The organism is Henriciella sp. AS95 (assembly GCF_038900055.1).
GTDB lineage: Bacteria > Pseudomonadota > Alphaproteobacteria > Caulobacterales > Hyphomonadaceae > Henriciella.
The window spans coordinates 1,344,229-1,360,006 of sequence record NZ_JBBMQM010000001.1 but is presented as its reverse complement, the minus strand read 5'-3'; the positions used below and the strand labels follow the sequence as shown (position 1 = coordinate 1,360,006).

Annotated in this window: 13 protein-coding genes; 1 reads left to right on the top strand and 12 read right to left on the bottom strand. The window is 60.6% G+C overall.

Annotated features, from left to right (window positions below):
• Positions 1–77: 77 nt before the first annotated feature.
• Positions 78–2,135, top strand: coding sequence for a TonB-dependent receptor (locus WNY37_RS06770; protein ID WP_342972704.1), 2,058 nt, complete (start codon positions 78–80; stop codon positions 2,133–2,135).
• Here the strand turns inward: WNY37_RS06770 and murB are convergent.
• From murB to WNY37_RS06710, 12 genes are read right to left on the bottom strand one after another with little or no spacing between them, the layout of a single operon-like run.
• Entirely contained in the window at positions 2,132–3,088 is a 957-nt protein-coding gene (gene murB / locus WNY37_RS06765) for a UDP-N-acetylmuramate dehydrogenase (protein WP_342972703.1), read from the bottom strand. The genes WNY37_RS06770 and murB overlap by 4 nt on opposite strands.
• A gap of 1 nt (position 3,089) precedes the next feature.
• Positions 3,090–4,499 (bottom strand): UDP-N-acetylmuramate--L-alanine ligase, encoded by a 1,410-nt coding sequence (gene murC, locus WNY37_RS06760; protein ID WP_342972702.1) that lies wholly within the window; start codon positions 4,497–4,499, stop codon positions 3,090–3,092.
• The gene (locus WNY37_RS06755; protein WP_342972701.1) at positions 4,496–5,605 is read right to left on the bottom strand and encodes a UDP-N-acetylglucosamine--N-acetylmuramyl-(pentapeptide) pyrophosphoryl-undecaprenol N-acetylglucosamine transferase; all 1,110 of its coding nucleotides are present in this window, start codon (positions 5,603–5,605) and stop codon (positions 4,496–4,498) included. The genes murC and WNY37_RS06755 overlap by 4 nt, the downstream gene beginning before the upstream one ends.
• Positions 5,592–6,752, bottom strand: a complete 1,161-nt coding sequence (ftsW, locus tag WNY37_RS06750) for a putative lipid II flippase FtsW (RefSeq protein WP_342972700.1) — start codon at positions 6,750–6,752, stop codon at positions 5,592–5,594. The genes WNY37_RS06755 and ftsW overlap by 14 nt, the downstream gene beginning before the upstream one ends.
• Positions 6,749–8,176: a UDP-N-acetylmuramoyl-L-alanine--D-glutamate ligase gene (murD, locus tag WNY37_RS06745; protein WP_342972699.1), complete on the bottom strand. Its 1,428-nt coding sequence runs from the start codon at positions 8,174–8,176 to the stop codon at positions 6,749–6,751. Before murD ends, ftsW begins: the two co-directional genes overlap by 4 nt.
• A gap of 10 nt (positions 8,177–8,186) precedes the next feature.
• A complete protein-coding gene (gene mraY, locus WNY37_RS06740) occupies positions 8,187–9,380 on the bottom strand; it encodes a phospho-N-acetylmuramoyl-pentapeptide-transferase (protein WP_342972698.1) in 1,194 nt (397 codons plus the stop codon).
• Positions 9,370–10,860: a UDP-N-acetylmuramoyl-tripeptide--D-alanyl-D-alanine ligase gene (murF, locus tag WNY37_RS06735; RefSeq protein WP_342972697.1), complete on the bottom strand. Its 1,491-nt coding sequence runs from the start codon at positions 10,858–10,860 to the stop codon at positions 9,370–9,372. Before murF ends, mraY begins: the two co-directional genes overlap by 11 nt.
• The gene (locus WNY37_RS06730; RefSeq protein WP_342972696.1) at positions 10,857–12,293 is read right to left on the bottom strand and encodes a UDP-N-acetylmuramoyl-L-alanyl-D-glutamate--2,6-diaminopimelate ligase; all 1,437 of its coding nucleotides are present in this window, start codon (positions 12,291–12,293) and stop codon (positions 10,857–10,859) included. The genes murF and WNY37_RS06730 overlap by 4 nt, the downstream gene beginning before the upstream one ends.
• Positions 12,290–13,945, bottom strand: coding sequence for a penicillin-binding protein 2 (locus WNY37_RS06725; protein ID WP_342972695.1), 1,656 nt, complete (start codon positions 13,943–13,945; stop codon positions 12,290–12,292). The genes WNY37_RS06730 and WNY37_RS06725 overlap by 4 nt, the downstream gene beginning before the upstream one ends.
• Positions 13,935–14,279: a septum formation initiator family protein gene (locus WNY37_RS06720; protein WP_342972694.1), complete on the bottom strand. Its 345-nt coding sequence runs from the start codon at positions 14,277–14,279 to the stop codon at positions 13,935–13,937. The genes WNY37_RS06725 and WNY37_RS06720 overlap by 11 nt, the downstream gene beginning before the upstream one ends.
• The gene (rsmH, locus tag WNY37_RS06715; protein ID WP_342972693.1) at positions 14,276–15,268 is read right to left on the bottom strand and encodes a 16S rRNA (cytosine(1402)-N(4))-methyltransferase RsmH; all 993 of its coding nucleotides are present in this window, start codon (positions 15,266–15,268) and stop codon (positions 14,276–14,278) included. Before rsmH ends, WNY37_RS06720 begins: the two co-directional genes overlap by 4 nt.
• The gene (locus WNY37_RS06710; protein ID WP_342972692.1) at positions 15,268–15,762 is read right to left on the bottom strand and encodes a division/cell wall cluster transcriptional repressor MraZ; all 495 of its coding nucleotides are present in this window, start codon (positions 15,760–15,762) and stop codon (positions 15,268–15,270) included. Before WNY37_RS06710 ends, rsmH begins: the two co-directional genes overlap by 1 nt.
• Positions 15,763–15,778 lie beyond the last annotated feature (16 nt).

Genomic DNA, 15,778 nt, shown 5'->3' with positions numbered 1-15,778 from the left:
GGATTCGTATCGTTACAAGTGTAACGCTATCGACAGGGTGTCGCACCTAATTACCCTTCTGGGAGGAAGTACCGAGTATGAGTTTTAGAACCGCCATTTTGGCCGGTACCGTCCTGACTGTGCCTTTTGCTGCCGCAGCGCTCGAACTGACATATCAGGCCGGCGCGCCCGTCGGCACAACTTATACGCCCGAAGACTTTGCCCAGTATTCACCGACGACAGCGCTGGATATGGTGGCACGTATACCAGGCTTTTCCATTCAGGAAGAGAACTCCAATGAGCGCGGCCTCGGCCAGGCGGAAGGCAATGTTCTCATCAATGGCCGCCGGGTCGCAGGCAAGTCGCTCACGCTCCGCGATGCGCTCAGTCGCATCCCCGCGACAAATGTAGAGACAATAGAGCTCGTCGACGGCGCAACACTCGATATTCCAGGTCTTTCGGGCCAGGTTGCGAATGTAAAAGCGACCGTTAATGGCATGTCCGGCACCTGGAAATGGCGGGCGCGGTTCCGTGAAAACCTTCCCCCCTATTATCATGGCGGCAACATCTCGGTGACCGGCAGGCAAAACGCACTCGCCTGGACGCTTGGCCTCACAAGCAATCCCATTCGCGGTGCCGCTCGCGGTCCTGAATTTGTCTATGATGGGACCGGCGCTCAAATTGAAAGGCGCGATGAGGATGCAAACAATGTCGGTGACGAAAGCGGCGTTTCCGCGTCGCTCGAATGGACACCGCTCAACGGGTCGATCGCCAATTTCAATGCCGAGTACAACATCTTCGAGATCGATTCGCGCGAAATATCGGAGCGGTTTCCAACGGACGGCTCCCCTGCCCGCTATCGCCGCTTCACGGATGCAGAAGATGAGTGGAACAGCGAAGTCGGCGGCGACTATGAATTCGCTTTGGGGCCGGGCCGACTGAAAACGACCGCGCTTTGGCGCTTCGAACACAGCCCCGTCATCTCCAGCGTTCAAACCACTCAAGCAGACGGTTCGCTCAGCGAACGCTCCATCTACGACCAGACCGTCGACGAGGGAGAATCCATCCTTCGCAGCGAATATGGCTGGCAGCCAGCTCCCGGCCGCGACTGGCAGGTCGCTCTGGAGGGGGCCTTCAATTTCCTGGAATCTGAAGCCGCGCTTCAGTCGCTGGACGGGTCTGGAGTGCTCGTTCCAGTGCCGCTCGACAAGGCGAATTCACGCGTCGAAGAGAAGCGCGCAGAAATCAATGTCACCCATGGGCGAAAGCTGTCCGACACGTTCAGCATCCAGGCATCATTGGGCGCTGAGTATTCCGAACTGTCGCAGACCGGCGGCGCGAACCAGACACGGGAGTTCACACGGCCAAAAGGCTTCGTGTCGGCCGCGTACGAAGTGAACGACAAGCTCACGATAAATGCCAAACTCGCGCGCGAGGTCGGACAGCTGAATTTCTTCGACTTCATTTCCTCTGTGAACGTCAATTCGGGCAATGGCAACGAGGGCAATCCGGACATCGTTCCCGAGCAGAGCTGGGTCGGCGAAATCGAGTTCGAAAGGCAATTTGGAGCAGCAGGCGCGCACACGATCAAACTCTATTACGAGGATATCGAAGATGTCGTCGACCGGGTTCCGTTCGGGGTTGACCGGGATGGACCCGGCAACATCGACAGCGCAAGCCGCTATGGCATCGCCGCAAACGGGACGTTCAAGTTCGCCCCTATTGGCGTTGAGGGCTTGCAACTTGAATACGAAGTCGAAGCTCGTGATTCTCAAATCAAAGACCCGCTGACCGGAGAAACGCGCCGCATCAACGATGACACAATCTTCGGGGGCTACCTCGAACTTCGTTACGATGTCCCCAATACGGACTGGGCGGTCGGCATTGGGGCTGAACGATATGACAATGCGAAATTCGTGCGACTCAATGAAGTCCAGCACTTCGAGGTCCGGCCTGTCTTCGGCTGGCTGTTCCTCGAAAACAAGGACATATTTGGCATGACTGGTCAGGTCGAGTATTTCAATATCTTCGATGGGGACGAGCAGTTCACGCGGCAGGTCTATACGCCGCGCCGCACCGGCGCCCTCCTGTTCACCGAAGACCGAAGCTGGAGCCCGGGCCCCATCCTGACTGTGTCGCTGAAAGGCAGCTTCTAGCGCTCACCCTGCAGGCGGCCGATCCGGCGGATTTCCCATCTGAGGTCAACGCCGGTCACATCGAGCACCCGGGCGCGCACCAGCTCGCCCAGCGCTTCGATATCAGCAGCGGTCGCGTCACCCGTATTGATCAGGAAATTGCAGTGCTTCTCGCTGACCTGCGCCCCGCCGACACGAAGGCCCCGGCAGCCGGCCGCGTCGACCAGCTTCCAGCTGGACCGCTGGTTTGGCGTGCCCGGCGGATCGGGATTGGCAAAAGTCGAGCCGCCCGTCTTGTCCTTGATCGGTTGTGTTTCGGACCGGCGCGCCTGGTGATCGGCGATCTCCTGGGCAAGCGTATCGGGATCGCCTTCGCCAGACCCTGTCAGCAGGATGCCGGTCACGATGACATCATCCGGGAAATTGGTGTGGCGATAAGAGAACTCGATCTTCGGGTCGCCATATTGAGCGATCTCGGCCTCGAAGCGCACGCGCTCGCCAGACCGCGTGACCCCTTCGATCTGGTTCGCCACGTCTTTCAGCTCGCGGCCATAGCAGCCGGCATTTGTCCGCACCGCGCCGCCGATGGAGCCCGGAATGCCCGAAAAGAAAGACAGGCCGGCAATGCCTTCGCGTGCCGCCGCCTTTGCCACCGACAGATCAAGCGCTCCCGCACGGGCGAAGAGGGAGTTTGGACCCGCTGGCTCCACCTTGCCCCAATAGCCGCCCATCAGACGGATCGTGACACCTTCGATGCCGCCGTCACGGACGATGGTATTGGAACCGACCCCCATGAAGGTGACCGGGACATTTTCCGGCAGCGCCTTCAGAAAGTCAGCCAGATCATCCTCGTCAGCCGGCAGGAACAGCGCATCGGCAGGTCCGCCCACCCGGAACCAGGTGTACGGCGCGAGCGGTTGATCCAGCAGCACTTTACCGCGGACGTCTGGCAGTTTGTCTCGCCACTCTGCCAAGTCAGCCGCCCAGTTTCGCGGCCAGCGCATTTGCATGCGCGGTAATATCGCCTGCCCCGAGGCAGACAATCATGTCGCCCGGCTTGGCGACATCACGGATCACATCCGGTAGCTCATCAAGGTCAGACAGGGTGCGCGCATCCTTGTGACCGTGGGAGCGGATGCTTTTGACAAGCTCGGTATGCGACGCGCCTTCGATAGGGTCTTCGCCGGCGGCATAGACCGGCGCGATCAGCGCGATGTCGGCTTCCCGGAAACATTGCGAGAAGTCCTCGAAAAGATCGTGCAGGCGCGAGTAACGGTGGGGCTGCGCAACGGCAATCACGCGGTTGGCGCCCTGCATCGCCCGCGCCGCCTTGAGCACGGCCTGGATCTCCACCGGGTGGTGGCCGTAATCATCAATGATCCGGATACCGTTCCACTCCCCTGCTGGCGTGAAGCGCCGTTTGACACCGCCAAAATTCTCGAAGCTGTGCTTGATCTGCTCGGGCGTGGCATTCAGCTCAAGCGCGACAGTGATGGAGGCGAGCGCGTTCGAAACGTTGTGTTCGCCGGCCATCGGCAGCCGCACGCCTTCAATCGTCATGTCTTCCCGACCGAGGCGTCCCCGCACCATCACGTCAAAGGTCACGCCGTTCGGGTCGGACTCCAGATTGACGGCGCGCACATCAGACTGGCGATTGAAGCCATAGGTGATGATCCGGCGGTCCGAGACACGGCTGACCATGGCAGAGACTTCAGGGTGGTCGGTGCAAAGCACGCCGAAACCATAGAACGGGATGTTGCCGACATAGGTGTCGAACGCTTTGCGCAGCGCCTCCATGCTCCCGTAATGCTCCATGTGTTCCGGGTCCATATTGGTCACGATGGCGATGGTGGGCCTGAGCTTGGTGAACGTGCCGTCGCTTTCGTCGGCCTCAAGCACGATCCAGTCGCCCGTCCCTGCTTTCGCATTGGAGCCATAGGCATTGATGATGCCGCCATTGATGACGGTCGGGTCTACGCCTGCGCCATCAAGCAGCGCGGCCACCATGGTTGTCGTCGTCGTCTTGCCATGCGTGCCGGCGACAGCGACCGTCCACTTCATGCGGATGATCTCGGCCAGCATGTCAGCGCGCCGAACGACCGGTATACCGGACTCCCGTGCCGCAACCACTTCAGGATTGTCGCTCTTGATCGCCGAGGAAATGATGACGGCACCGGCGCCGATCACATTCTTTGGAGAGTGACCGATCAACACAGTCGCACCCTTCTCGCGAAGGCGCTCGACATTTGCGCTTTCCTTCACGTCAGAGCCCTGCACCTGATAGCCAAGATTGATCATGATTTCGGCAATACCGGACATGCCGATTCCGCCAATGCCAACAAGGTGCGCTGGTCCGAGTTCGAAGGGAGAGGGTTTGAGTGTCATGAGCGTTGCTTTGCCACTTGTTCTGCCAGGTCCGCAAGATCGCTTGCTGCGGTTATGGTTCCCGTCACACGCGCCAACGCCGCCCTGTTTTTGAGATCGGTCGCATCTTCCATACGCACCTTGATGAGTTCGCCGAGCAGATTGGGATAGAGATTATCTTCCAGAAGCATGTCCGCTGCGCCAGCATCGACCAGCGCTTCAGCATTCGCTGTCTGATGATCATCCATCGCAATCTTCAGCGGGATCAGGATACTCGGACGGCCGACGGCCGCGATCTCGCTCACCGTGCCAGCGCCGGAACGTGCGATTATCAGATGCGCCGCTGCGAGCCGTTCCGGCATGTCAGAGAAAAAGGGCTTCAATTCATGGCGAAGCTGCACCTTGTCATAGACGGCGGCGACTTGTTCAAGCTGCTCTTCACGCACCTGTTGAACGACCTTCAGGCGCGAGCGTAAGGGGGCTGGGAGATGGTTTGCGATGGCGAGCGGAATGATGTCGCCCAGAATTTTCGCGCCCTGACTGCCACCGGTAATAAAGATGGTGAGGTCACCATCGGTCGACGGATAAGGCTTGTCTCGCATGGCCGCGATGGGCGCGCGAACCGGGTTACCGACCGGATGATGGATCGCGTCAGATGGCAGCCTGTCCAGGCGGTCAAAACCGGAGGCCACGATGGCAGCCTTGCTGGCAAAGCGACGATTTACGCGGCCGAGCACGGCATTCTGTTCGTGGATCAGGATCGGCACTTTGCGGCGCGCTGCAGCACTGAGCGCCGGAAAGGCCGGATAGCCACCAAAGCCCGCGACAAGCGACGGCTTAAGCCGCTTCATCGTCGACGCGGCCGAATTGATGCCGCCCCAGATTTTCAGAGCGGCGCCTGGCAGCGTCCACGGTTTGCGCGTGTTCGGGCTTGCCGCCTTGACCTCTTCCTTCCAATCAGCCGGAAACGTGTCGGCATAACGAAGGCCGCGCGCATCGCTCATCAGTCCGACCTGCCAGCCGCGTGAGCGCATCTCTTCGGCAAAGGCTGAAGCCGGGAACATATGACCGCCGGTTCCGCCAGCGCCGATGATGACGAGGGGTTTTGCTGCGTCAGGGTCTGCCATCTGGCCTCCAGGTCGTCGAACTCTGTCGCCGAATAAGCGCCAGGGCGAGACCCAGTGTCAACGCGATGCCGAGCATTGATGAGCCTCCATAGGAAATGAAAGGCAAGGTCATGCCTTTCGGGGGAATGAGGCTCACATTCACACCGATATTAATGGCAGCCTGAAGGCCGAAAAGCGCAAAGAGTCCGGCAGCGGCCGCTCGCGGGTACGGGTCGTGCACACGAGAGGCTGCACGAAAGCCGCGCCAGCAAATGAAGACGAAGAGCCCAATCAGTGCGAGCGCGGCGACATAGCCAAACTCCTCGCTGAGGACGGCGTAGATAAAATCGGTGTGGGCGTCCGGCAGCTCTGTTTTCACCGTGCCCTCGCCCGGTCCTGCGCCGAAAATACCGCCTCTTCCGATGGCCTGAGAGGCCTTGTCGATCTGGTAGGTGTCGTAATCCGACGGATTGATGAAGCTGTTCACACGAAACCGGACATGCGGAAGCAGCGCGTAGAGCGTCGCACTCAGACCGAGCCCACCGCCGAAGAACATCGCTGCCCAGCGCCAAGGCAGACCGGAGACAAAGAACGTGACGATGAACGCCGCGGTCAGCAGTGCAGACTGACCGACATCAGGCTGGAGCAGCAACAGCCCGAGCGTGACAACATAAAAAACCAGGGCAACGACCGCCCATGGACCGCCCGGATAAAGTTGACGCTGTGCGAGCAGCCAGCCCGAGAGAATGATAAGCGCCGGCTTCACGAATTCCGATGGCTGCAGCGTGAAGCCGCCATACTCGATCCATCGCTGGGCGCCCTTGGCTTCGTGGCCGATAATGAGGATTGCCGCCAGCAGGACGAATGCGCCGCAGAACACGAAAGCCGAGATGCGTCTGACCCATGTGCGGTCCAGAAGGCTCGCGCCGAACAGCGTAATAATCGCCGCCACGGCAAAGAAGGCATGTCGTTTGACGAAGTGGAACTCGTCGGCCTTGTCCAGGCGTTCCGCAGCTGGCGGTCCAGCGGCCAATGACAGGATGAGGCCAAGGCCAAGCAGAACCAGCGCGGAAATGAGGATCGGCCAATCAACACTGCGGCGCCACTCGGTGATATGAGACCGGTCGGATCGCGGCAGGATCAGCGCTTCTCCGAGCTGGACGCTCATGCTGATTCCTTCATCACTTTCACAAGCGCATTGCCACCAATGTCTTCCACGATGTGGCGGAAGGCGTCCCCGCGAGCCTCAAAGTCCTTGAACTGGTCAAAGCTCGCACAGGCGGGAGAAAGAAGGACGATCGGGCTCTCATCTCCGGACGCTTTTGCGTCGCGATAAGCAGCCGAAACGGCTTTTTCGAGCGTTCCCGACTTCTCGCAAGGGATGGCATCATCAATCGTGCGCGCGAACGCGTCTGCCGCGTCACCAATCAGATAAGCCTTTGCGACCCTTTTAAACAGACCGCTAAGCGGGCCGATCCCTTCGGCCTTCGGTACGCCACCGGCGATCCAATAGACCTTCGGGTAGGCGCGCAGGGCCTGTTCGGCTGCCTGAGCGTTGGTCGCCTTGGAATCATTGACGAAGCGCACGCCATCAATCTCGCCGACCTGCTCCATGCGGTGGGCGAGCCCCGGAAAGGACTGGATCGCCGCATAGATCCGAGCCGGATCGATGCCAAGCGCGCGACAGGCGGCGTAAGCAGCAGCCGCATTCTGATGGTTGTGGCGCCCAGGCAGGGCGGGCGCTTCAGTCAGATCGCCAACACGGAGCGCATTGCCGGACAAGCTGTCGAACAGATTGCCGTTGATGGCGCTGACACCGCGCCCAAGTGCAAACTCTGAGGAAACCTGAGTGACCCGGACACCGCCGCGGGCCGAAAGGTCCATGGCAAGGGTCTGCGTGATCGTGTCGTCTACAGCGATGATCGCCGTGTCGCCCGGCTGCTGGTTGAGGAAAATGCGGCGCTTGGCGTCGACATAACCCTTCATTCCGCCATGGCGGTCCAGATGGTCTGGCGAGACGTTGAGCATCACGGCAACATCGCAGTGCAGGCTCTTCACCAGGTCCAGCTGGTAGGAAGACAGCTCCAGCACGTAGCAGGCATTCGCATGCAGCGGCGCCATATCCAGCACACCGGTGCCGATATTGCCGCCAATGCGCGCATCCATGCCGCACTCTGTCAGGATGTGTCCGATGAGAGCCGTGGTGGTCGACTTACCATTGGTCCCGGTGATCCCGATCACCTTCGGACGGCCACGCTCCGGCAGCTGCTGCACCGCGCGGGCAAAAAGCTCCATATCGCCAACGACTGGAACGTTGGTCATCTGTGCAAGGCGCACGAGGCGATGCGGCTGCGGGAAGCGATACGGAATGCCCGGTGACAGCACCAGCGCCGCGAAGCTCTGCCAGTCGCGCTTGTTGAGGTCAGACAGTGGAATGCCAGCGGCTTCGGCTCTGGCGCGGGTTTCCTCGCTGTCATCCCAGGCATGAACCCGCGCCTTACCAGCCTTCAAGGCGCGCGCAGCCGCAAGGCCTGTCCGGCCGAGGCCGTACACCGCAACGTCTTTTCCAGCATATTCGGTAATTGGGATCATAGGGTGCGGACTACCTCAGCTTCAGCGTGGCGAGGCCCGCGAGGGCGAACAGAACGGACAATATCCAGAAGCGAACGACGACACGGGTTTCCGGCCAGTTCTTCTTCTGGAAATGGTGGTGCAGCGGCGCCATCAGGAAGATGCGCCTGCCTTCACCGGTGAGCTTTCGGGTGATCTTGAACCAAGTCACCTGCATCATCACAGACAGGGCTTCGAGAACGAACAGCCCGCCAATGACGGCCAGCGCGAACTCGTGCTTCACAGCGACGGCAACGACGCCGATCAGACCGCCGAGTCCAAGCGACCCTGTGTCTCCCATGAAGACACGCGCCGGATAGGCGTTGAACCAGAGAAAGCCCATGCCAGCGCCAATCATCGCGCCGAGCAACACGCCCATCTCGCCCGCGCCCGGCGAGAACTGAATGCCGAGATACTCGGCAAAGATGAAGTTACCCGTCAGATAGGCAATCAGCGCATAGGACGCGCCTGCAAACATCATCGGCACAATCGCAAGCCCATCGAGGCCATCGGTGAAGTTCACCGCATTTGCGGCCCCGACAATGACGACCATTGCAAACAGGATGAACAGGCCGCCCAGCGGAACGAAATAGTCGTTGACGAAAGGCACCGCGACGCCGCCAGAGAAGGACTGATCATTCGGCTCGACGGTTGTTTCCGGCGCCAGGCTGGCAATCATCTGCGCCAGATCGTTCAGTGGCCCCCATTCGGCATGGCCAAGCGGCGTGTGCGCGCCATGAATACCCATGATGAAAGCACCAGCGAGCGCCGCAACGCCGAACTCGACAAGCAGACGGACCTTCGCCGACACGCCAGCATCATCCTGTTTGGTGACCTTGGCGTAGTCATCGAGAAAGCCGAGCGTTGCGTATGACACGGTCACAAAAAGGACCGTCCAGATGTACGGGTTTGTCAGGTCAGCCCAGAGAACGGTCGCGAGCAGCAGGCCGATCCAGATCAGGAAGCCGCCCATGGTGGGCGTGCCGCGTTTGGACAGCTGCGCCTCAAGAGAAAGATCGCGAATCGGCTGGCCCTTGCCCTGGCGGCGTTGAAGCTGGCCGATGACCCAGTCACCCGTCAGAACGGAGAAGAGGAAAGCTGTGACGATCGCGCCGCCCGTGCGGAACGTTGTGTAGTTGAAGAGGCGGAACAGCCCGTCATCGGCTGCCAGCAGATCATACAGCATCGTTACCCCCTGCCACTCGTTCTGAGTCGCGGTCCATCACTTGCTCGTCTGCGGTCTTGCTCCAATGGCGCAACCTGTCTGCGAGCCCGCCCATCCCGGATGCATTCGAGCCTTTTATCAAGAGAAGATCACCGTTTCTGACGGAGTTTTTAACAACCGAATCCAGCTCTTTTGCATTGACTTGCCAATGCGTCTCGATTCTCCCCTCGAGCGAATCTGCGAGCGGCTTCATCCCTTTTCCGGCGAGAAATACAATCTCGGCTCCGCACTCAAGAATGGGCTCCTGAAGCGAGCGATGTTCAGTCTCTGATGTGACGCCCACCTCAAGCATTTCACCCAGCGCAACGAGGTGGCGTGGGCCACGCCGGGCTGCGAAGCTCCTGAGTGCTGCGCGCATGGACGCCGGGTTTGCATTATAGGCGTCGTCCACCAGAGTGATTTCACCACCGGTTGGGAGCCTCAACACCTCGGCCGTGCCTCGCCCGGGGGGCGGCGTGTACCCCGAAAGATCGCGCGCCGCCTGATACATGTCGATTGAACTGTTGAGCCCGCTTGCGAGCAACGCGCAGGCAACATTGTCGGCCCAGTGGTCCCCCACGGCGTGAATTTCGACATCAAGCAGGCAGGTCAGGGCGTTGAGCGAAATGTGGCTCATACCACCAGCCGTGGCATAGCTCTCGACCCAGGCGAAGCCGTCCCGGTTGCTGACCCATTCGACCCCCGCACGATCTGCCTTCTGGCCAAACAGACCGATCGGCGCATCAGGCTTCAGGGCGCGGACATGCTCCACGAGTGTCGATAGCATCAGATCGGACGCCGGAAGCACGACCTGGCCGTCAGGCTCTATCAAACCCGCAGCGATGTCAGCCTTTTCTTTCGCCACACCCTCGATCGAGCCAAGCCCTTCAAGATGCGCAGACGCAATGCGTGTGATCACGGCAACATGCGGCTGGGCCATTTTAGAGCGCGGCGCGATTTCGCCCGGCGTCGACATACCAATTTCGAAAACCGCAAATTCGGTATCCGCCGGCATTCGAGCGAGCGTCAGCGGGACACCCCAGTGATTGTTGAAACTCTTGACCGACCAGTGCGCCTTGCCCGCACCGCGATGGATGCGCGCGATCATTTCCTTGACGCTGGTCTTGCCAACAGAACCGGTGATCGCAATGCGAACGGCATCTTTCGCCCGTTCACGCGCCGCGATTCCAAGCTTCTCCAGCGCCTCGAGCACATCATCCACGATGATCAGTGGCCCGGTGACACCCTCGATTTCGCGGCTCACCAGCGCGGCACCTGCCCCCGCCTCGAACGCGTTGGCAACAAAGTCATGCCCGTCGCGCACATCTTTCAGCGCGACGAAGAGATCGCCTGGCTCAAGGCTGCGCGTATCGATGGAGACGCCATTCACATCAAAGGGCGCCGTGACACGGCCTCCGGTAGCGGCGGCAATTTCATCTGACGTCCAGAGCGGGCGTGTCATGCTTTCACCCCCTCAAGCGCGGCTTTGGCGGTGTCCTGGTCTGAGAATGGAATGACGGTGGAGCCGATGATCTGTCCGGTTTCGTGGCCTTTGCCTGCGATGAGCAGCGTGTCGCCAGCCTTGAGATCTGCGATGGCTCTACGAATCGCTTCGCCGCGATCACCGATCTCAACGCCATTCGGAACGGCTTCGAAAATCGCCTTCCGGATACTGGCAGGATCCTCAGAACGCGGATTGTCGTCCGTGACGATCACCACATCTGCATGTTTGGCAGCGATCTCGCCCATGAGCGGACGCTTCTTGCGGTCACGGTCGCCGCCGCATCCGAAGATCACAACCAGCTTTCCCGCCGTGTGCGGACGAGCCGCCCTGATCAGGACATCGAGACCATCTGGCGTGTGAGCATAGTCGACAAAAACACCAGCGCCGTCAGCGGTTTCGCCGACGAACTCAAGACGCCCCTTCACGGGCTTCAGTTTCGACATGCCCTCGCAGACACCGCTCAGCGGAGCCTCCAGCGCCAGGGCAAGGCCCGCTGCTGTCAATGCATTCAACGCCTGGAACTCACCGATCAGAGGCAGCTCCACCTCGAACGCTTCACCGCGCCATTTCAGGAACAACTTCTGCCCCGTGGCGCGCGGCATCAGCTCTTCAATCTTGAGGTCTTCGCCGCGCCAGCCAACCAAAACCGGCTTGAGACTGGCCGCCTTTGCGCCGGCTTCGAAAGCACCCCGCTCAGGGCTGTCAGCGTTGACGACAGCTGGAGCGCCGGCAGGCATCAGCTCGGTAAACAGGCGCATCTTCGCAGCCCGGTAGTCGTCCATGTCGGTGTGGTAGTCGAGATGGTCCTGCGTCAGGTTCGTGAAGGCACAGGCAGAGAGCTTCACGGCATCGAGACGATACTGGACCAAGCCGTGAGACGAGGCTTCCATTGCACAATGCGTCACGCCCTGGTCGGCGAGCAGCGCCAGCGTTTCATGAATGGCGACAGGGTCAGGCGTGGTGTGGCCGAGATCGATATGTCCCTGAGGACCAATCGCGCCGAGCGTACCCATCGACGCCGCCGTCAAGCCTGATGTCTCCCAGATCTGGCGAAGGAAATCGACCGTTGAGCTTTTGCCATTTGTGCCGGTTACCGCGACTACAGTTTGTGGCTGGCGCGCATAGTAGGCCGCTGACGCGGTGGCCAAAGCGAGGCGCGGCTCCTCGACTTCGATAGCGATAGCGGGCGACACATCGGGCAGGTCGTGGCCGATGATCGCGACAGCGCCTTTTTCAATGGCTTGCGGAATGTAATCACGGCCATCCGCAGCGACACCCTTCAGGGCTGCAAACACAAAACCCGGCTGCACCTTGCGGCTATCGGCGGTGAGGCCCGTCACTTCAGTGCCGGCGTTGCTGTCCAGTCCGGGGAAAAGCGCACTCAAATTCATAGACTACTCCTTCTCTGAGAGACGGAGCGGACCATCGGGCTTTCACCGCGGCCCAGATCTTCGAATTTCGGCTCGACACCCAACATCGGCGCAACCCGTTCGATCACCCGGCCGACCGTCGGCGCAGCATTATATGCAGCTGTTCGTCCTCGGCCTGCTCCTGCTTTGGGCGCATCGAGCACGATCAATACGACATAATCAGGGCTGTCAGCTGGAAAGATTGCTGCGAATGAGGAGATGTTGTCGTCTTCAGCGTAGCCGCCAGCGACGGGCTTTTCGGCGGTGCCGGTCTTGCCCGCCACACGGTAGCCGGCAACCTCCGCATGAGAGCCTGTGCCATCCACCACCGCTTCCCGCAGCATCTGCGTCACAACGGCCGCGGTTGGCGCCGACATGACGCGGCGCGTGCGGCGACGCTTGCCGTCCAAAACGATGGTCGGTTCGACCACCTCTCCGCCATTGGCAAACACGGAGAAGGCCGTCGCAAACGCCATTGGCGAGACAGCGATACCGTGACCATAGCTGACAGTCGCGGCGTGAATATCATCGAACTGTTCCGGCAGCAGCGGCGCAGCGCTTCCCGCCAGCTCAATCGGCGAGCGATTGAACAGGCCAACCGCAGCCAGCATTTCCTGCTGACGGCGCGCGCCGAGCATGATCGCGATCTTCACCGTGCCGATGTTCGAGCTGTCCGCAACGATGCGCGTTGGCGAAGCCTGGCCTGAAATCGGGTGATCATCATGGATGGTGCGCCCGGAAATCGTCAGCGGCTCGCGAACATCGAAGCGGTCGCTCGGTCGGATTGCGCCAGTGTCGAGCGCGGCCGCAACCGTCAGCGGCTTGTAGACCGATCCAAGCTCGAAAAGTGCGCCAACCGCCCGGTTGAGCCGGGCTGGGTCATCGCGGTCAAGCTCGAGCACGCGGTTCGGATCAATAGGTGGCCAACTTGCCAGCCCCATGACTTCGCCATTGCGCGCATTCAGCACCACGCCCGCGCCGCCCTCGACTTCGTATTCACCCGCCGCCGCCGCAAGTTCAGCTTCGAGCGCGAACTGCACATTGGAGTCGATCGTCAGTTTGAGCGGGTCCGAACGGACGAGCAGCTCAGAATCCATGGCGTATTCGACACCGGCGAGACCTTGCCCGTCCGTGCCAGCATAGCCGAGAATGTGTCCGGCGAGCGTTCCACGCGGATAGGCGCGGCGGCTCTCTTCCCGGAAATCGAGACCTTCTAGCCCGAGCTCATAAACAGCCTGGCGCTGGCGCGGCGTCAGCCCCCGGCGCACCCAGACAAATGCCCGCTCCTTATCCGACAGGTCTGCCGTCAGCGCATCGACGTCGATATCCGGGAATATGCTGCCGATGCCTGTGGCAACTTCAGCCGGATCCCAGATGGCGCGCGGGTCAGCAAACAGCGAGTAGACAGCGACCGACGTCGCCAGAAGCTGACCATTGCGGTCGACGATGTCAGCGCGGCGAACGGGCTCTTCAAAGGCGCGGGATGCGCCCCCGTGAGACGATTGAGGCGTCATCGCGACCATGCCGGCCTTGCCAGCAATGACAGCAAACCCAAGACAAACACCGAGCGAAACGAGCTTGGCGCGCATTGAGGCGCCCTCAGTCGGCCCGGAGAAGCGGAGATCATCCATCATTGCCCCCTTCCCGCTCGCTGCGGGGCTCGCCAGCCTCATCATCCGCAGCAGGCGGACCGATCAAATGATCCAGGTCCTCTGGGCGGGCGAATTGCTCAGCGCGCGCGGGCACCATTCCGAGTTCCGAGCGAGCATATTCCTCAACCCATTCCTGCCGCGACAAATGGCTGAGCTCGCCGAGAAGAACGCGGCGTTCGCGAATCGCCTCATCGATTTCGGCTTCGACAGCGGCAATTTCCTCGGCGCTTTCCCTGGCGCCGTATTTTGCGCGGTACAGGCTGAAGATGAGGAGACCGATAATCGCCACCCCGACAATGAGGGCACGGCGGCTCATGATGCGGCCTCCAGCCCGGAAAGATCCGGCAGATCAACACCGGTGGACACAGGCAGCGCCATAGGCGGCGCATCGGTTCGCACGGCAACGCGCAAACGTGAAGAGCGCGCACGAGGATTGGCCTGGATTTCGGCGTCTGAAGGCTCGACCGCCTTCTTTGATGGCATCTCGAAGCTCGGGCGCGGCCCATCCAGTTTTTCGGGCATGTGACGGGAGCCGCCGCCCTGAAGACCTGAGCGCTCCCGCATGAAAAGTTTCACCATCCTGTCCTCCAGTGAATGGAAGGTCACGATGACGAGCCGGCCGCCTTCTTTCAGGACTTCTTCTGAAGCTGTCAGTGCGCGGGCAAGTTCTCCAAGCTCATCATTCACGAACATCCTGATCGCCTGGAACGAGCGGGTTGCCGGATGCGTGCGTGAGCCGCGCCGACCACCGAGCGTTTCCTCGATCAGATTGGCAAGATCGAGGGTTGAAGTGAAAGGAGACTTAAGGCGACGCTCTTTAATGGCGCGCGCGATACGACGGGACTGTTTTTCCTCACCGAGGCGGAAGAAAATCGTCGCAAGGTCGCGCTCATCCATCTGATTGACGACGTCTGCTGCCGACGGCCCGGACTGCCCCATGCGCATATCCAGTGGCCCGTCGCGCATGAAAGAGAAGCCGCGTTCGGCCTCATCCAGCTGAAAGGATGAGACGCCAAGATCAAGCGTGATGGCATCCACGGCAGGCATACTGGCGCTGGCAAGAAGCTGCTTGATGTCGCCGAATTGCCCCAGAAGCGGAACGAGACGCGGCTGCGATTTCGCAATCTCCATGGCACGCCTGATCGCATCGCCATCGCGGTCGATACCGATCAGCGTGCAATCGGCGGCAGCAAGAAGCGCTCTGGCATAACCGCCGCCACCAAAAGTGCCATCGACAAGCACGTCGCCATCGCGCGGCGCCATCGCTTCAACGACTTCATTCAACAGAACCGGGACGTGCGCCATTACTCACCTCCCCCGTTTCCGAGCCCTGGAAGCCCGCCCGCCGCCATGGCCTGCTGGAACGGCTCAGCCATGGCATCCTGGTTATTCAGGGCCGTTTCGGCCATTTGCGCATCGAAGGCGGCAAAGCGTGACGGCTCCCAGACATGGAAGCGGTCAAACGCACCCGCGAAGACAAGCTTTTTTTCGATACCGGCAGCCTCAAGCAGGGTGGCAGGAATCGAGATGCGGCCCGTGTCATCCATCTTCAGGTCGGCAGAGCGGGTGAAGATCGTGTGCATGAAAGCGCGCCGGTTGGGGTCATTGGGCGCCATACGGGCCAGCGTCTGGCGGTACAGCGTCATCAGCTCGTCACCGCCGCCTTCAAGGCAACCGGAACCATCGATCGCAGGCCAGAGAAAAATGCGACTTCCACCAGCAAGCGCCGCGCGGAAGGGAGCGGGCACAGAGACCCGACCTTTCGCATCAAGCGATGTTTCATAGGTGGAAACAAACACCAACCGCTTCCCTTGT

Coding starts and splice junctions, on each gene's coding strand:
- murC (WP_342972702.1), bottom strand. CDS start 4,499: ATGACACTCAAACCCTCTCCCTTCGAACTCGGACCAGCGCACCTTGTT.
- murD (WP_342972699.1), bottom strand. CDS start 8,176: ATGATCCCAATTACCGAATATGCTGGAAAAGACGTTGCGGTGTACGGC.
- WNY37_RS06770 (WP_342972704.1), top strand. CDS start 78: ATGAGTTTTAGAACCGCCATTTTGGCCGGTACCGTCCTGACTGTGCCT.
- WNY37_RS06755 (WP_342972701.1), bottom strand. CDS start 5,605: ATGGCAGACCCTGACGCAGCAAAACCCCTCGTCATCATCGGCGCTGGC.
- WNY37_RS06725 (WP_342972695.1), bottom strand. CDS start 13,945: ATGATGGATGATCTCCGCTTCTCCGGGCCGACTGAGGGCGCCTCAATG.
- ftsW (WP_342972700.1), bottom strand. CDS start 6,752: ATGAGCGTCCAGCTCGGAGAAGCGCTGATCCTGCCGCGATCCGACCGG.
- murF (WP_342972697.1), bottom strand. CDS start 10,860: ATGACACGCCCGCTCTGGACGTCAGATGAAATTGCCGCCGCTACCGGA.
- mraY (WP_342972698.1), bottom strand. CDS start 9,380: ATGCTGTATGATCTGCTGGCAGCCGATGACGGGCTGTTCCGCCTCTTC.
- WNY37_RS06730 (WP_342972696.1), bottom strand. CDS start 12,293: ATGAATTTGAGTGCGCTTTTCCCCGGACTGGACAGCAACGCCGGCACT.
- WNY37_RS06720 (WP_342972694.1), bottom strand. CDS start 14,279: ATGAGCCGCCGTGCCCTCATTGTCGGGGTGGCGATTATCGGTCTCCTC.
- rsmH (WP_342972693.1), bottom strand. CDS start 15,268: ATGGCGCACGTCCCGGTTCTGTTGAATGAAGTCGTTGAAGCGATGGCG.